At 50.3% G+C, this 16293-nt stretch carries 14 protein-coding genes; all 14 read right to left on the bottom strand.

Features of this window, described 5'->3' with window-relative positions; all coding sequences use genetic code 11:
* Positions 1-532 precede the first annotated feature (532 nt).
* The 14 genes from KT71_RS16780 to KT71_RS19855 all read right to left on the bottom strand — a co-directional run bounded on the left by KT71_RS16780 (position 533) and on the right by KT71_RS19855 (position 15728).
* On the bottom strand, positions 533-1744 hold the full coding sequence (locus KT71_RS16780; RefSeq protein ID WP_008294130.1) for an IS256 family transposase: 1212 nt from the start codon (positions 1742-1744) through the stop codon (positions 533-535).
* Positions 1745-1844: 100 nt separating this feature from the next.
* Positions 1845-2159, bottom strand: coding sequence for a hypothetical protein (locus KT71_RS20630; protein WP_023660251.1), 315 nt, complete (start codon positions 2157-2159; stop codon positions 1845-1847).
* A 26-nt stretch (positions 2160-2185) separates the two neighbouring features.
* Positions 2186-2719 (bottom strand): thermonuclease family protein, encoded by a 534-nt coding sequence (locus KT71_RS16775; RefSeq protein ID WP_008294154.1) that lies wholly within the window; start codon positions 2717-2719, stop codon positions 2186-2188.
* A 96-nt stretch (positions 2720-2815) separates the two neighbouring features.
* Complete coding sequence (locus tag KT71_RS16770) at positions 2816-4066, bottom strand: hypothetical protein (RefSeq protein WP_008294155.1); 1251 nt, start codon at positions 4064-4066, stop codon at positions 2816-2818.
* A 398-nt stretch (positions 4067-4464) separates the two neighbouring features.
* Complete coding sequence (locus KT71_RS16765; protein WP_023660250.1) at positions 4465-6072, bottom strand: hypothetical protein; 1608 nt, start codon at positions 6070-6072, stop codon at positions 4465-4467.
* Between the two features lie 46 nt (positions 6073-6118).
* Positions 6119-7213 carry a hypothetical protein gene (locus KT71_RS16760; RefSeq protein WP_008294157.1) on the bottom strand — a complete coding sequence of 365 codons (1095 nt, stop codon included), beginning with the start codon at positions 7211-7213 and terminating at the stop codon, positions 6119-6121.
* A gap of 127 nt (positions 7214-7340) precedes the next feature.
* Entirely contained in the window at positions 7341-10736 is a 3396-nt protein-coding gene (locus tag KT71_RS16755; RefSeq protein WP_008294158.1) for a CHAT domain-containing protein, read from the bottom strand.
* Positions 10733-11188 carry a hypothetical protein gene (locus KT71_RS16750; protein ID WP_008294159.1) on the bottom strand — a complete coding sequence of 152 codons (456 nt, stop codon included), beginning with the start codon at positions 11186-11188 and terminating at the stop codon, positions 10733-10735. The genes KT71_RS16755 and KT71_RS16750 overlap by 4 nt, the downstream gene beginning before the upstream one ends.
* A complete protein-coding gene (locus KT71_RS16745; protein ID WP_008294160.1) occupies positions 11181-11771 on the bottom strand; it encodes an RNA polymerase sigma factor in 591 nt (196 codons plus the stop codon). The genes KT71_RS16750 and KT71_RS16745 overlap by 8 nt, the downstream gene beginning before the upstream one ends.
* Positions 11772-11956: 185 nt before the next feature.
* Positions 11957-12247: a hypothetical protein gene (locus KT71_RS16740; RefSeq protein WP_023660249.1), complete on the bottom strand. Its 291-nt coding sequence runs from the start codon at positions 12245-12247 to the stop codon at positions 11957-11959.
* A gap of 381 nt (positions 12248-12628) precedes the next feature.
* The gene (locus tag KT71_RS16735) at positions 12629-12991 is read right to left on the bottom strand and encodes a hypothetical protein (protein ID WP_008294162.1); all 363 of its coding nucleotides are present in this window, start codon (positions 12989-12991) and stop codon (positions 12629-12631) included.
* Between the two features lie 2 nt (positions 12992-12993).
* The gene (locus KT71_RS16730) at positions 12994-13782 is read right to left on the bottom strand and encodes a hypothetical protein (RefSeq protein WP_008294163.1); all 789 of its coding nucleotides are present in this window, start codon (positions 13780-13782) and stop codon (positions 12994-12996) included.
* Positions 13779-14546: a hypothetical protein gene (locus KT71_RS16725; RefSeq protein WP_008294164.1), complete on the bottom strand. Its 768-nt coding sequence runs from the start codon at positions 14544-14546 to the stop codon at positions 13779-13781. The genes KT71_RS16730 and KT71_RS16725 overlap by 4 nt, the downstream gene beginning before the upstream one ends.
* Before the next feature lie 249 nt (positions 14547-14795).
* The gene (locus tag KT71_RS19855) at positions 14796-15728 is read right to left on the bottom strand and encodes a hypothetical protein (protein WP_008294165.1); all 933 of its coding nucleotides are present in this window, start codon (positions 15726-15728) and stop codon (positions 14796-14798) included.
* Positions 15729-16293: the final 565 nt, after the last annotated feature.

Genomic DNA, 16293 nt, shown 5'->3' with positions numbered 1-16293 from the left:
GGTGCTTTTAGAGTTCCATCGATAGATATTCGACGTTCTGATTGGAGGCCTTTAGGATGCTCGAACAAGGAGAGTGAGATGACAGAAGGGACCGCAATAGTATTTACAGAAGACCTTTGGGAAGCACTCGAAGTCTTGAGCAACATTCAGGAGTTTAGGAACACTGATTGGTACAAGCGTCTCGAGAGCGCTGCCGATTTGGCCACACAGCAAATGGCATTGGACAATGGAGTTGGTATTAGACACTAGCGTCGATTCCCGAATCCTCGATCTATTCCCAGACTAGCTACAGGTTTTCCCCCAAGCGCAAGAAAGATCAGTTAGTGAGCGACGAATACGGCCTGCATAGGTGCTCGCACCTTCCATTTGATCCGCTGTTCGCTCGATCGCCACTTTATAAGTCCCATCACCGACTTCTATCACATCTACGGTTTTCGATACGGCCGACTCGTAAAGTGCTGAGCCTACGTCGATGGCCACTGGGGTGGGTAGTGTAAATATTTTTTCGCACTTTTCTTTGGGACGGTGCCCCTCAAGCTGACTGCTGAGTTTCCATATCTTGCTGCCGCAACCAGTCCATCGACATGTACTTGCGGGTTCCCCATTTGGTGCTGGCGATGTGCCGCAGCCTAGCGCCGACCAGCATCACTGCTGACTCTCCGTCAGGGAATGCACCCACGACGCGCGTGCGGCGCCGTATCTCCCGCATGATGCGCTCCAGCGGGTTATTGGTGCGGATTTTTAGCCAGTGAGTCTGAGGGTAGCTGTAGAAGCCCAGCGTCTCGTCAATACAGCGCTCCACCAAGTCAGCGGCTTTCTGGAGCCGCATGGCTCTGAGTGATTCCACAACCTTCACCGCCTTGTCCTGCGCGGCCTCTCGACTCTCCTGAGCATGAATGGCTTTGAGCATGGCTGACACCTGCGGCATCTTCGCCCGTGGCACATGGCTGAAGACGTTTCGATAGAAGTGAACGGTGCAGCGTTGCCAGTCTGCTTCCGGGAAGTACTCTGCGGCTGATTCACTGAGCCCCATGCAGGCATCGGAGATGATCATACGCACTCCCTTCAGGCCGCGGGACTTCAGGTGTTCAAGAAAGCTTCCCCAGCCCGATTTATCCTCCTTGTGACCTTCCTGAACGCCGAGAATATGGCGGTAGCCATCCTGGTCAACACCAATACCGACCAGTACAGATACGTTGCGCACCTCGCCCGCCCAGCTGCGCTTCAATACGATCCCGTCCAGGTAGACGTACGGATATTCACCCTGAATCGGCCGATTCCGCCAGGTCTCAATATGTTTGTAGACCTTTTTGTTCAGCTTGCTGACCGTGCCGGAGCTGACGCGGGTGCCCCATAGGGCTTCGGTGATATCCTCGACCCGGCGGACCGAGACGCCAGCCAGGTACATCTCCATCAGGGCTTCCTCGATAGAAGTCTCTCGCCGCTTGTAGCGCTCAATGATCGCCGTCTCGAAGGTCTGCTTGCGCAGCTTCGGCATCTTCAGCTTCACTTCGCCGGCTTTGCTGTGGAAGGTGCGCTCGTAGTGACCAGCGCGGGTATCGACCCGGTCGGGGCTGCGCTCATAACGCTGCGCTCCGCACATGGCGTCTGCCTCTGCGTCCAGCATCGCGTTCAGCGTCTCCTCAACGGTGCCTCGAACAAGCTCACCGAGGTGATCCTGTATCCTGGCATCATTGATCTGAACGACTTTACCCAAGTCCTTTGTCTCGCTATTGTTGCTCATGGTGGTGATCTTCCTTTGTTGTCGGATTAAGCATCGCAACTCAATCTTATCAACTCGGGGGATCACCGCCCCTCTTCAAAAGTGCGAAAGATAATTTACGTTATCCTGGGGTGTTGCAGTACGCATTCAAAAAAACGAAAACACCACCTGCTCCTATAACCGCATACCCGGAAGCTGCAGCAACGGCAGGTGAGGCTATGACGAGGGCGGTATTTTCAGCAACGATAAACGGCACGGAGGTGCCAGCCACATGGGCGGTAATGTTTGCTCCGGATAGCGCTTTATTGACGTAGCGGACAAACTCGTCCGAATTGGCTCGGCATATATCGAACCCCTCAGCCGAATCTGCCCAGACAGTTGGTGCAGCAAGTAATGCAGCGAGTAAGGTTAGGGCTGCGATACTATGCTTTTTCATGAAGAACTCGACTTGATATTGGGGCGTTAGTTGCGCTTTCCCTTTCGCCAGTCATAGGGGTTGATTGGATGGGAGTCAGCCCACAACCCTTGCTTCCTGGCTTTTGCCTGATCTTCAGCGGATTCATAGCGCCCGCGGTCTTCGGGCGACTGCTCCTTTGCGTAGTACCGATACCACCAAGCCATTCCCGATAAAAGTTGCGCATGATTTGCGTCAAGTGTTTTGCCGCAATGAGTGCAATCTACAGGCTGCACCCATACTTTGCCGAGAGTTCGGCCATATCGGTCGCTTTTGTCCGACTCTACGCGAACCTCTTTGCCGGCCACTAGTGAAGAAAGATGATCTCGTGATTTGGTGCCGAAGGCCTGGCCTCTTTCGGGGGCATCTATGCCCGTCAGGCGAACTTTATGCTCTGTTTTGGAGCCGTCTAGAACCTTGATCGTATCGCCGTCAGTCACAGAGACAACCTTCCCAATAATATCGGCCTGGGCAACAGCAGCTTTTGAAAAGGCTATAAATAGGCAGAGAGACAAAAGTGCAATGGTAGTGTTGCGTTTCATAAAAGATCCTGGCCGTCATTGGTTGCGCTTGAAACCCTCGCACAGTCTCAACATATTTTATCGCTATCTCAAACAAATGCTAACGCATAGGTTCGATCAAGCATCGCTGGAGCGATCCACCTTGGATGACACAGCAGAAGCCATCGGAAGTGAGAGGACTAGATTTTCACCTTTTTGCAGCGTTAGACCTGAGATGTCTTCGCTGCATGAATTTTCTAGCTTATGCAAAAGCAGTGACTGATAGGCCTTTAGTTCGTCAATAATTGGCGGCGTCTCGGCCGAGTCGGGACGGCTTGATCGCATGAACGCCAGCAATGACGTTGTTTTTTTGAACTGCTCATGGGTATCAGTCAATTCGTGAAGGAACGCCTGCAGCTTTAGGGCTCGATTCTGTGTTTCCTGCCTTGCGATTTGTTGCTGCGCTTCGTCTTGCTGGCGTGCTACTTCAGCTTCAAGTTCAAGCCGACACTCGCGCGCTGATACCTCGGCTCCAGCGAGCCAGATAAATACGTCCACCAATTTTGCCTCAAGCGCCGGGCCAGTTTTTGGCTCAGTCCAATGTTTTGCGATTTTTGGCGAGCCCCATCGAGAGTTGGTGTCGCTCAGCTTCAAGGCTAGTCGACCGGATGGGAGGTAGTCCCATGTTCGATAGGTCTTTCGCGTCGTTGAGTATTCGCGACCAATCTTTTGGTCCCATTTCTCCCGCCTAGCTTGTTCTTTAAGCTCCGTTGCCGTTGGTGTGTGCTTTTGTTTATCTACGAGTTCATAGATTCGAAGTTCAAACGGCTCGTCGCCAATCTGCCAGAGAAAACGCCCCTCAGCCCAAATCAGTTGCTGCCCGAGGGCTTTAGCTGCCGACGCAATTGTTTCCACTATTTTGGCGACCCGATTTACAGAGTCCTTGCCGAATTCGAGCTTTTTGACATAGAGATTGCCGGTTCTGACGAAGCCATGAATATCTGGGGTTAACTCTCGCAAAGCGCGACGCATGTCGACGACAGCGGGCTGGCAGCGACTTGGCAGATTCTCCGGCACTTTAAGCAGACGTTCGATTTGCTCCCTTCGCGCCTCAGCTTCTCTGCTCGCTTCCTCGGCATAGACAGAAGTTTGAATGCGCTCAACCGCTTCCAGATACACAATTTCGTCTGCTGATCTTTTTCCAATTGGCAGTCGCTGTTTAAGTGCTTTCTTCCCATGCGAGACTTTTGCCCAGTATCCGACAGGTGGCTTTGGGATGTCGTATTTCTTACATTGTTTGCCAAGCGCAACGTCAGATATGCCGAAGTCTTTAGCGACGCGGGTGATTGGTCGACTCCAGACCATGTCGTAGAGTTCTTGTCGGGTCATCGGTCCTATTCCTGCTTGGCTTTTTATTTTTCGGGCGATCTATAAATGCCGTAAACGGAGCGTAACGTATAGTGAGCTAATCGAGGCAGGCTACGAAACGACTAAGTGGCGAGTCGTTGTCTTTAAGAACCCCCGCGACTTGTTGCCATTCAGCGTGCTATTTTGAGAAACTGGAAGCCTTGGTCAGTATGCTGCCATCTTTTGTGATCAGTTGTTTTCGAAAAAAATGGAAGCACGCCACTGATCCAGCGCATCGGAAATTGTCTGTTTTGATAGGTGTCGACCGGTACTTTTGTATCGGCAAAAGAGGTCAGATGTAGGGATGTGAATGGTATGCGATCACATGTATTCAATTTTCAGTCTCTCATGCCGCGGCGATATGATCGTCTCTGGTCGACCTATGTCTCCATCAACTTACTATCCAGCTTTATCGCGACGTTCTTGATCTGTCTACCGATAAAACGGCTGGGACGAGACATAACGGCCTTGTAGCCTAACTCTGCCAGATCAACGGATGCCTTGGCGGTGCCCGTTATTGCGACGCCGAACCCTTCAAACGCTGCTTCAACCTTATCGCCACCGTGCTCAACCTGTTTTGCAAAGTGATCGATGCCAGCAATACTCGCGAATAGCCCCATTCCTCCGAGGCCAGAAATTATGGCGTCAGCGGCAGAGTCGGCTGCGTCAACGACACTCCCGCCCACAGCGAGCTCGACGGATCTGGTCAGTTCCTCGTTTGATACGCCACCGTCTATCGCGCCTGTCTGTTCTGCAACTTCGGTGGTTGCTATTACTGGTATGTGGTCTGGGACACTCTCAACATAACTGAGGGAGTTCGTAGCCTTGATCTGAAACTCGATTCCGTCGATCGTGATGTCCGTAGTCGGGTTGTTGAAGTGTTCAAACAACTCACCGCCTGTGTTACTGGCGACGATTTTTTCAAAGTATGCGCCCTTGGTAAGTGCAACCAGGCCGGCAAGGCTTTCGGTTTGCATGAACATTGTCTCCCACCAGATCTCGCTATCGCTCATACCTTGGAAGTTGACATTGACCGACCGTAAAGCATCGTATACCGAGCCCGCGTTTGTTAGGTCATTCCAAATGGAAACTGGGATTGACATAGCGGCACACCACATTGCTTGCGAAAGAAGTTGCTTTGGAAGGCGCTCGTCATGACTGACCTGCTCTATCCATGAAAGTGAATACTGCACACTATCGTCAAGTCTTCGCTTTGCGAGTGTCTCAATGACATCCAAATCTTTACAAATAACTTTGACGCTTTCGCCATACTCGACTTCGAACTGGGCACTCGCCGACTTAAGAATCTGAATATGCTTGTCCAATTCGCTGAAATCTGGGCGTTCTGCCGTTAGTTGCGTCCACCAAGATGTTTGCCGTATGAAGGTATCCCATTGCGTCATCATTTCTTGGCGTTTAGATTTCAAATGCAGCAGATTACCCTCAAGGGTCGATTTGGCCTTCAGGATCGGGTGATTGTTCCTCCTCGCGTGGAGGTTTTCCTTTAATGCAATGTCTGCCCTTTGCTTTTGTGCGATCAAGGTCTCACGCAGCGCTCTCTTTCGTGATTTGGCCAGGCGCCCAAGAATCTGTGGCAAATGCTCACGCAGAAACGCTGCGGCGAGGAGGTCGTTGCTGGCCAGCGCATGCATATTCGTCAGCGCCTTATCGATGCGCTCTGGCTTCTCATATTGGCATGCATACAAGATCATATCTTTATGGTGTTGGAACCTCTCAAGTTGCCCTTTTGCCTCTCTGAAATCCGTCAGTTGGCGTAGAGACCATGAAATCGATAATGCTAAAAGACAGTACAGAAAAACAGTGGTCCATATAGGAGGTATTAGATACGGCAAGACGGGCGTCCCATCACCCCGTTGAAGCAATGCAATTACTGTCAGTAACGTAGCGAAGCTACTGAACCGTAGCCACCTTTGAGATGATCGATGACGGGCTTGTGAGTCGTCAAAAATTTCGTTGAAGGCCAGCATTAAATATGCTCCTCGATGCAACTTTTAGGAATGTTTTCAAACGGAACTAGGCGGCGCTTCGCAGGCCAGGGGGCAGAACCATCCCGTACATACCGTCGCGATTCACTCGAGTATCTATAGTTAACACTTTCTCGAGAGAATCTTCCGCTACTCTGGTTCCGAGTTCTGTTAACAGCGTTCGGTCTCGCGGAGAGATGGCCTTTTCGTGGCTACCCAGCCAGGTCAGAGCCTGCGAAAGCGCCCACTCATTGGTTCCTACATCATTAGCTTCTGTCTTAAGCCTACGCCCGATTCGGGTTTTTGAAGCTTTGGCGAGTGATAGACGACTAAGAAGTTCGACGAATCCTTCTTCAGGTAAGGTGCGAGACCGCGCCGCTTCAATTCTTTCTTCTAGCCATGCTTGATGGCCCAGTCCTTCATTAAGAGTGCATTCAATGAATTCGCTCAGGTCGACTTCATGTGTATGTTTCCACCGAAAACGACTTCCTTTCCATGCTGTCATGCCGTTACTGCAAATGGTGACAAGGCGCTTCCAATCCACTTTGTAGGACTGATAACCACTATTTCTCGCATAAACTAATCCATAGTGATAATTCGTTTGGAATCCATGCTGATCCATGTCGAAGTACTCAATAACATTTCCGTATCGGTCACATTCGATTCCCCGACTCTGAAGATTGATCCCATATTTCTGGCGAGTTTGCTCCGTGAATCGCTCTCGAAAATCAAACTGATTTAGCTCAATGAAATTTGCAGTTACGATCCCATAGAGTTCGTGGCGTCCGCCTAATCCTTCGTAATGTCGCGCTATTAAATCGAATCGGTTGAACACCTCACTTAATTCCGCCTCCAGGTCTTTTCTGCACCTAAGCCCTTTTACCCACAAGGCATTAATTTCCTCGAAACTCTTGTCATTACCCCAGGCACGACTCCCGATTTGATGAATAATCGGGCGTCCCACAGTGGTTGTAAGTTCCATATCGTTTACAAAAATTCCCATCTTTTTTGCATCGGCGGACAGTTTGACCTGTACAGGGCTGTCCAATGGTGTGTCGTGCAGGCTTGTTTCAAACTCTACAAGCTTATGGAGAGCGCTTCCTTGCGCGTGGGTAGTGCCACCTTCAAAAACTAGTGCGTTCATAACTATTTCTCCTGCGTCGTTACGCGTGATTTACGAATGCAATAACGAAGCGCAGAAGCACTGGGGTGAGTTTTTTGATCACCTATAGATTAGAAATTTGAAGTACAGAAGAGCGAGGGGTGAGGGTTCAAAAACCGTACGTCGCAAATCCACCCCAAAACACCGGATGCGCATATAGCTGATTCTTATTCTGACGTAGAAGCTCTATTCGAGCGCGCTGAAGATGGTCTGCGGAATTCGTGTTCGGGGCTGCTTCTCTGTGCTGCGCGAAGGCGTCAAAGAGTCGAGCTGTGGCGTTCACATCCACCGCCCAATGCGACGCCACGACTGATGCCGACCCCGCCGTGAGGAAGCTATTTGCCAATGACACTACCCCATCAATCCGAGCCTTCGTGGCTGAGTTGCAGGCCGCAAGCACAATTAGGTTTGCTGATAGATTCATGCGGATAACTTCTCGGGAGGTGAGAAGTCCATCGAACACTGATCCGCCGCTGGTATCAGGCTCATAGCCGAGCAAAAGGGCAGGTTCTGGAGAAACCGTAGCGTCGAGGAGGCCATGAGTCGCAAACGCAATCGTGGAATATTGGGATAGATCCAATTGAGATATCTGAGACTCCGTCGCTGACGCACCGGTAAGGACGGTAGCGAGTGGTCCGTATCGTCTCGCCATTGAATCAATAATCAACTGAGATTCTGGCAGACTCGAAGCGACAGACCCTTCTGCCGACAGAGACTTGTAGTCACGTGCTAATACACGCTCAAGGGCAGTTGAGGATCGGGAGTCGGAGGAGTCGCGCTGGGAAACTGTTGGTGACATAGCAGGCGGGGAGAACTCGGGGTTACCAATGCCTAAAAATTTTGAATCGCTGGCGTTGGCACTATTGTTTCTTCGCCCAAGCATTCGTGGCGATGATAAATAGCTAATCGAGTAGCGATCATTCATCCAGGAGACTTCCCGGTACTTTCGAAAGTCGACAAAGCTCCGTACAGAGGGCAGTTCATTGCTGATGGGAAGGAGCTCAAAAGGAAGTCCGGCGAGAGACGGAGAGGTGACTATGAATAGCCGTTGGTTTGACTCGAGTGATTTCATGCCTGGCTTGACTAAGGTGTCAAAAACATACTTCGCAGCCTCTAGGTCGAAAGGCGAAAGGTTAGAGGCTCTGCTGACGCCTTGGTCAAGTGAGCGCCGCATCCGCTGTAGGTTACGTGTAAGATTTTCTGGAGAAGTCAGCCGCAGTGGTAGAAGATGAAAGTCTTGATTCGTAGCGATAAAAAGCAAGTAATATATAGATTCGGTTCCACCGGCCTTTTGATTTCCGTCGACAGCCGGGATTTCAGTGTAGTAGAGCAGCGCCTCACCGTCTGCAAGGCTCTCCTGAGTCTCCGATACTGACATCCCCTCTGCAACCATCAGAGACGCGACGTCAGGAGATCTTGCCCGCACCTGTTCATAAATCGCAGTTTTTTCAGCTGTGTATTCCAGAAAGTTTTCGAGCATGCTGTCCGCTTCGACTTTCCTGTCAGGGGCGTTGATGTTCTTTGACACCTGGCCATAGTCCGCCAATCTCGCCAAGAGATCGGGGTCGTCCGTTCTGAGTTTCTCAATGCCGAGTTCAGTGGAAATAAGTAGGTCGGAAATTTCGGTGACCTGGGATAGTTTGTAGATCATCTCTAGGCTGCGGCTCTGACCGTCAGTGATGAAGAGATACTCTGATAGCAGCTGCCTAACTGATTGCATGCACTGGTATTGTTTTTCTATACCGATGAATTTTTTGGCGTTTGCAAGATGAACTTCGCCCTCAGACAAAAACCAGTCTTCAATTTTCTGTTGATCCAGAGCGCGCGTTGCATAGTCAAAAGGGTAGCTGAAGCGGAACGGCCCCAGGTTGCACTGGCCAGTGGTAAGAAGCCCATTCGCTTCCAGCGACTTTGCACGGGAGAACGTGCCCGTAAACGAATCTGCGTTACCTAGCGCGGAAGCGCCATGCGCGGCTGATGACAGTGACGCTAGCAATTGGTAGCTTTGGTGCCCGAAAAGCGACTCTCTCACGCTCAACTGTTCCATCGAGAGTTCGAGTTGCTCTTGGTTCAAGCCAAAGGTTGCAGCTCTTAGCTTTGCCAGATCGAGCAAAACGACATACTCGTGTAATTCGAGATCGTAGGCGTCTTTAGCGACAAGCTCTTTCCTTCGATATTGTTGCTGAAGGGCGCTCAGACGATCTGCGATTTGGAAATAGCCGTCAGAGAGGACTTGATCTCTTGTCTCTTTTGTCGGCGCACCCATAGCTAATGCAATAGTGGCGCCTGCATACCGTGCAGGATCGCTTTCAATAGCTGCGGATGATTGAGAGTCCCATACTTGTGCGAGGCGGTAGAATGCGGATTTCGAATCGGATCCACTGGTAGAAGCCTCTCTAAGCACCTCTGTCAAAGCTTCAAGCGACCCGTCTGGTTCGGAAGTTGAAGCAGCATCTAACGACAGAGTGCCAAGTTTGGCGAGATTTCGTCTGCGATCTGACTCCGTGGCCGTTAGGCCTGATTCTCGGTACAGTTCTGTGGCCAGTCGTTCCTTACCAGACTTTATAAGAGCAAGGTCGCCGGCTCGTTTTAGCATACGCGATCGAACCTCGCCGTCTTCAAGGCTGCTTGCGTCTATAAGAGCTTGGACAACATCTTCAATACCGGTATTCAAGTTTTCTAGTGACGCGAGGAGCAAATCGAGTGAATATATTCTGTCTTGCGAAGAGGAGCCGGCTGGCAGGGCGGTTAAAAATCCGCCGTATTTACGACAGGTTTCGAAAAATCGCACAAGCTCCCCACTCAGTTCCTGTGACTCTCCTGCGTTGACTAGCCAGCCCAGATAGCGGAGGTAGTTGTCCACGGGGCGGAACGGTCTCAATTTGCGAGCCTGAACAAGGTCGCGTACTTCGGCAACGGCCGCTTCAGAATTGTAAAATGCATAGACACCGGCAAGGTCCCAGCGGTACTCGATCTGATCTTTTTCGGGTAGTGCGGTGGCGAAACGGCGGGCCTTCGAAAGTGCGGCCGATGCCTCCCTAAATTTGTTGATTTCGACAAGCTCTTTTACATCTTTACGCACTGCCATCAACTGCATCGTATTGAGAAACCAATCATGCTCTTCTACGCACCCGTCAGCCTTGAGGAAAACGCAGCGTGGCTCTAAAGGCTCCATAATTTTCACGGCTCCAAGGTAATCGCCGGTGCGACTTAGAGTCCATGCATTTTCTCGAGATAACTCGTAAAGAAAGTCTCCTCGAATTTTCGCAACGTGGTCTGGGTCGCATGTGCCGTTCTCACATAACGTCTCAAGCTGCGCAGTAATTTCGTACGCCTCTTGGTTGCGGCCATCTCGCCCAGTTTCGAAGGCCGCCTCCAGGATCGCGTTGAATTTTTCCGCTAGATCTTTGTGAGTTTTTTCTGGCTCAGATGAGTATGAAACGCTTGTGAATAGTAGAGCGCAGAAAACCCAGATCGTCAGACGAAGAGTTTTTCGGCTGGTCATTCTGTTGCGCTAAAGTCTGGATATCTTGATCTGAAATAGTCCAAAAGGGCGTCCGCGTTGTCGATCTCGCCTCTGAGCACCAATTCAGCAATCAAAGTCTGGAGTTCCGAGGCATCAAGATCATCTAAAGCGACCTGTGTGCGTTGTGGGCCATCGCCCATATACAACATTTGCTCATTAATGGGGGAGGCCGTGCTGCTGTCTGGTTCGCTGGTAATGTTCAGCATGATGCCGATCAAAAGACCTGCGGCAATTGAGAGCCCTGACCAGGCGACCCGGGCCCTTCTATACTGCGCGATAGAAACCACTTTTGTTTTGTCACTACGATCCAGATGACTTCTTGCGACGTTGAGTATTTGCTGGTCTTCTTCCTCACTGATAAAGATCGGTGCTTCGGGCATGACCTGCTTGTATAACGACTCTAGGCCTTCCAGTTCTTTGTCTTCATGCATTTTTGTGGCCCTCAAGGCACGGTTTAATGCCCAAAAGCACTGCCTTCACTCGACTGCGGAGTGTTTCCACGTTAACTCCCATCACCTCGGCGGCTTCGCTGTAACCAAGGTGGCCATCTCGCGTTAGACGAAAGGCCTCGATAAAACCTTGTTTGAACTGCATCAGCTTTGACTCTACGCAGGCAGTTAGTTCCTGCAGAGATATTAGGTCGACTACTGGAGCACTATCGGACTCTACAGTTGAGACCAGGTCGTACTCAGAAGTACCAGAGAGTGAGGATATTGGGACCACCCTGTCGGATCGCCACACATCGGTGATTAAATTTTGAGCGATGCGATAAAGATAGGGTTTAAACGAGAACGCCTTGTTCGCCTCAGAATGCTCTGCTTTTAGTCGTGTCGCCGACTTGATCACCTTCTCCCAAACGAGTTGCGTAATGTCGTCTGCCGACGCTTGGCTCCTTGTTTTGCTATAGATATACCCTTTTATGGGCGACTTATAGCGATTATAGAGAGTTTCAAACGCGGGCATATCCCCGTCCGCAAACGCAAATAGGAGTTCTTCACTTGTCCGTTCACTCATAACGCCCTACTAAGGTTTTATGCAATCAAATTTATCGCCTTGGTCAGCAATGATTCTTTACTTGTTGACTGCGTGAGATGGTACACGCAGCGGAGAGGCTTTGCAGTCTAGTAATGCTTGTTGCGATGACAGAGTTGATCGAACGACCGGGACTTGAAATTGGGGGGGCGAGTGCACTCCCAAAGTTAGTGCGCACGGCGGTTCTTCTGAAAACGAATTTTCCTGTGCCCAGTCGTTACGACTACATCCCCTTCTTTTACGACTAGATAACTGCTAACTACGCCCTCAAGATCAAAGTCTCGGCTGTTTTGCCAAAGGCTTTCGATTTCTTTGCGTGTTTGCTTGCTGTTGACGCAAAAGATCGTGGCCTTTGAGCCTCCCTGAAGCTCGTCACCAAAACGCATCAGTATCTGCATTTCTTTTTGTGCTATGCCTCGTTGCTGAGAACGATTGCATGCATGATTAGATAATTTCATTTTTCGGCACCCTATTTTGTTTGGAAGTTCTCCTATAACGAAGTGGCCTAGGGATAGGGTGGAAAATATTCGTCCAGAATAGGGAGTCAGATTGCGCGTAAATTGTTGCTTCTATCGATGATGGGAGTACTCAGGTTTGGGGCGCACTCGAACCAGTCGGTGTTCCTAAGCACCTCGGTCTTTCGTAGGTTTATTTGCGGCGTACTTTTCCCTGCGCGTGTCCCGCGATGTCCGATTCGAGCGACCTTTGCGAGGTTGTTGAGAGCGGATGGCAAGGCGGGTATCGACTGTCTTTGACGATCACGTTGGTGGCGATGGGAATCATGATTTGTAATGGATCATCCGTTACCCTGAAGTCTGGCAGCAGACTAGAGTGATTGATTAGTGATCATTAGCGAGGTGGTCTATGATTTCCCGAAGCGCTTCGAATGACTCAATGGTTGCTTTGTACTTTGCGGTATGTCCTTTCCCGGAAAAAACTCGGCGCAATGCGGTGCTTTTGTTTTTACTGCGAATGTCTTGTAGATCTGCCACGCCATTCAGTATGGGAGGCCTCCGGTCAAACCAGATGTTTAGTGTTGTTGTCGTTTTTGGGTCAAACGCAAACTCGCTATTAGATTCTCCTTTGATTTTGTAGCTCCACATTTTGTCACTTCCATCCTTGAGGTGGGGCTCTACTAGATTGCCTAAACTGTTCAGAAATTCCACCGCGGAGATTCCCGTGACTGTGTTGCTAATTTTCATTGTTAGTCTCTGTCTCGGTCGGAGGTCTGTACGACTGAGATAGTCGTTTCCCGCGCAAATTTGTAAACGCGCTCGATTTGCTTCATACCCACGCCGCTTATCATTTTCCGGGCGGTTGACGGTCCGGTTACCCATGGGCGGTGTTCGATCTTCATGTCTGGAGCTAGCCATGTAGTTAACGTCGTCTTTTGTCCATTCGTGACTCCTGTGAATGTGCCGGTTTCTCCTTTAAGTAGAATCTTGATATCTCCGATGTCAGTTTTTATCGTCCCATATGTCGCGGTGTAACCCATAAGTGCTGTCTCTATTTCTCGCTTTATTGCTTCAAGATTAGTGGTTCCCATTCTCTCTGCGATTCGCTCGATAGCATGGTCACTCACGATCACCTCATTTGAAAAAGATACATTGCGCGTAAAAAAGGTGATTTTTGCCCCGAGCTTTCCCTCCTCGAATATCCATAAGCTGATTAAGGCAGATTCAGCTTTGCGCCGACGGACAGGTTTTGTGTAATAGCTGGCAATGAAGCCTTCGTGGCTTATTCCTAGTGCAGTAAATATCGCGAGAATTTTGGTGATCGCACAATTTTTCGCGCGATTGATTCCCTTTAATTCGCTGGCCGTGAAGACTGCGTTTGGCGAGCCTTGATCGTTCACTGAAATACTGTCGAGTTTGCGGTGCATCTCTGCAACCCGCGCACCGAAGCGGCGCTTGAGTGCCTTTCTTACGACGCGGGCAGCTGTGGGATTTACAGATGAGGGTTTCTCGCTCACGTTTTCTAGTTGGGTTCTCACTGAAGACTCAGTTTCTTCAAGAGCCGCGATCGGCCATCATCGATGGTATCGGCGTTTACTTTGTTGGAGAGCTGATCTTTTTGTTTCGTGCCCAAAAAGTACGCGATTCGCTCTGCATTGGCGCCTGACGCATGTGGCATGCCAGACAGAACCCTGCTGTCTGCGATAACGCCTTCTCTAACTAGAAATTCGAATAGGGTGATGACAGCTGATCCGAGGGGCAGCCATAAAGCCTCTGGGAGCGCTTCTTGCTCTTCAGTGATATAAGTGATGCTTTGATCACGTAGGTAGGGTGTGTTCACCATCGCTGAGCTCCCGCTATAGTTTTCACCGTTCTTGAATACGGGATACCGAAGTGCGGAAGTGTAGTGCACTAGATCGCGACGAGTGGTAAATAGCTCAGCACAATTAGAGATGCCGAGGTGCTGCGCCATACCGATGTGGTCCAGCATTTTGGTAAGGTTGCTCCTCATTGCACCAGCAAAGCTCCCCGTGTTTTTTGCTGCCTTACAAGCCTCTTCGTCCGACATCCCTTGTTTAAGGTGTTTGCTAGCCTCGAGCAGGGCTAATTCGGCTTGTTGCTTGCCCGGTGTTATTCCGCAGATCACCAGTTTTGCTGAGTGATTGATGTGCTCAAATGGGGCGTAATAGGTCTCCAGTCCATTGGGTCCGTCTGATATCTTGAGCTCCGCCGGTAGACCGGTTGCGATGGGTGCGTAATGCTCTACGGCCGGCCGATATCTGGTCAGAAATGATGTATTCATTGATGTCTTCCTGTGTAATTGAGTGCGATTAAAGCCGGTTTTTTTCAAAAGTAGTGTGTGCTGAGCCGTTTGCAGTTTTCGTGAATTATTGAGCCTTTTCGTTTTAGGTCGATGGGCCGTCGCGTCCCGATCGCCGTGAGCGGTCACCGGCTGAAGTCGCAGCCTTCGGCCCCGCCAAAGCAGGTTAGGGCGCGACCCCTGGGTAAATGGTGTTGCCGGTGGAAATAGCCGTCTTTGCGGTTACCGTAACTAGGCTAGTCCTAGTTCTTCCGGGGTTCGCCACGCCCAACGCACTGCTTTGACGAGTCCCATGTTTCCAGCCGCGTTGGGTCGCCTCCAATACCTGTCCGCTACTTCCATCAATTCTGAGAGGGCGCTTTGATAATCAGTAAATTCGCGTTCGTGCCCTTTTCTGCCAATACGGTAGCCAGAACGCGGAGAACGACAAGCGATATCAAACACAGAGTTGTCTTTTGCCTGCGGAACCTTTATGAGTCCTTTTTCGTCCCTAGCAATCGACGCGGACTCGGCCCCCATATAGGTACCGCGTCCTAATAGCCACTTTCTGGCGTCCACTGGTGGTACTTCGAGCATCTTGGTTCCTGAGGTACTCATAGTCCTCGTCGTGGGGTCGCTAGTGAGGCCGCTGCGGACACTCTTTTCTTCTAAGCCAGTAAGCAAAGAGAGGTCTGTTACGGTCATGCCAGCTATGGAACCTGTGGGGAAGTAACTGTCGTAGTTCATTACTCCGATACCATCAGGGCAGAAAATTGGCGCGTACGGGAAGTTAGGGTCTTCAAAGTGTAGTTTCTCTCGAGCAAATGCTGCTTGAATCGCTAGCGAGCATGCGCTTGGCGCGTCAGCAGAGTAAAACTCGGGGAGTCCGTTATCCATGGCGTTAAGGAATGCGAGCGCATGAAATATCTCGTCTTCGGCGAATGAGACTTCATCGAGTTCGTACGCAAAACGCCTAAAACCGTCGAAGATTTGGAATAGCCGGTTTTCGCTTGGATCTAAGTATTTGTTCGCACGCTCTTGCAGTGTGAAGCGGTCGAGGTGATCCCCTGTTTCGAAGCACTCGCCCGCGTACTTGAATAGCGCTACACCGATTGATGTTTCTTCTAGAATTCTGGCTCGCGTAACTATGGATTTATTGCCAGGGTTTTGGATGGGTTTGAGCATAAGATGATCCTAATCGAAATGCGTTTAACATGGGCGCATTATGATTGATTAGATTCCAGTGTCAATCAAAATACGCCTTGATTGAACTTTTTTTGATTTAGTCTGAGGGGGGAGAGTCGTAATGGAGTAGCTGGCCTAGGTTTCTGTCCCGGGACTTTAAACAGCCTCATTCTGAGGCTCGGTCGTGTCATTGGAACTTTGGGAAGTCCACCACAGGGACATTGACTGTTGGCAGTGCCTTGATTCTGCGAACGATATGTCTAGCCGCTCTTAACTGATCGGCCGTGGATCGGGGTAGAACCCGTTTCCCTTGAGTCAGCAGAATTTCCCGATCTAGGTAGGTTGTTCTCAACGGCAAGAAATTCTCTGTAAAGGGTAGGGGGTGGCCGGTTTCCGCAGATGAGCTATGGGTGAAAAAGTAAGCAACTGCCTCACAGTCTCCGAAAGACCAGTCATCGTCGACGGCGTATTGGTGGCCGGCTTTGGTGATTTACGCGAGTCATTATGACGCGGGCGTCAGCTGTTTCCGAGATTAGCTTTTAGTAGGAAAATGCAATTAAAATTT

The sequence above is a fragment of the Congregibacter litoralis KT71 genome (assembly GCF_000153125.2).
Classification (GTDB): Bacteria; Pseudomonadota; Gammaproteobacteria; order Pseudomonadales; family Halieaceae; genus Congregibacter; species Congregibacter litoralis.
This window is presented reverse-complemented; position numbering and strand designations above follow the sequence as displayed.

Excerpts from the sequence above, each read along its gene's own strand:
- KT71_RS16745 (WP_008294160.1), bottom strand. The coding sequence starts at position 11,771 with ATGAGTGAACGGACAAGTGAAGAACTCCTATTTGCGTTTGCGGACGGG.
- KT71_RS16755 (WP_008294158.1), bottom strand. The coding sequence starts at position 10,736 with ATGACCAGCCGAAAAACTCTTCGTCTGACGATCTGGGTTTTCTGCGCT.
- KT71_RS16735 (WP_008294162.1), bottom strand. The coding sequence starts at position 12,991 with ATGAAAATTAGCAACACAGTCACGGGAATCTCCGCGGTGGAATTTCTG.
- KT71_RS16725 (WP_008294164.1), bottom strand. The coding sequence starts at position 14,546 with ATGAATACATCATTTCTGACCAGATATCGGCCGGCCGTAGAGCATTAC.
- KT71_RS16770 (WP_008294155.1), bottom strand. The coding sequence starts at position 4,066 with ATGACCCGACAAGAACTCTACGACATGGTCTGGAGTCGACCAATCACC.
- KT71_RS16780 (WP_008294130.1), bottom strand. The coding sequence starts at position 1,744 with ATGAGCAACAATAGCGAGACAAAGGACTTGGGTAAAGTCGTTCAGATC.
- KT71_RS16740 (WP_023660249.1), bottom strand. The coding sequence starts at position 12,247 with ATGAAATTATCTAATCATGCATGCAATCGTTCTCAGCAACGAGGCATA.
- KT71_RS16765 (WP_023660250.1), bottom strand. The coding sequence starts at position 6,072 with ATGCTGGCCTTCAACGAAATTTTTGACGACTCACAAGCCCGTCATCGA.
- KT71_RS16750 (WP_008294159.1), bottom strand. The coding sequence starts at position 11,188 with ATGCATGAAGACAAAGAACTGGAAGGCCTAGAGTCGTTATACAAGCAG.
- KT71_RS20630 (WP_023660251.1), bottom strand. The coding sequence starts at position 2,159 with ATGAAAAAGCATAGTATCGCAGCCCTAACCTTACTCGCTGCATTACTT.
- KT71_RS19855 (WP_008294165.1), bottom strand. The coding sequence starts at position 15,728 with ATGCTCAAACCCATCCAAAACCCTGGCAATAAATCCATAGTTACGCGA.
- KT71_RS16775 (WP_008294154.1), bottom strand. The coding sequence starts at position 2,719 with ATGAAACGCAACACTACCATTGCACTTTTGTCTCTCTGCCTATTTATA.
- KT71_RS16760 (WP_008294157.1), bottom strand. The coding sequence starts at position 7,213 with ATGAACGCACTAGTTTTTGAAGGTGGCACTACCCACGCGCAAGGAAGC.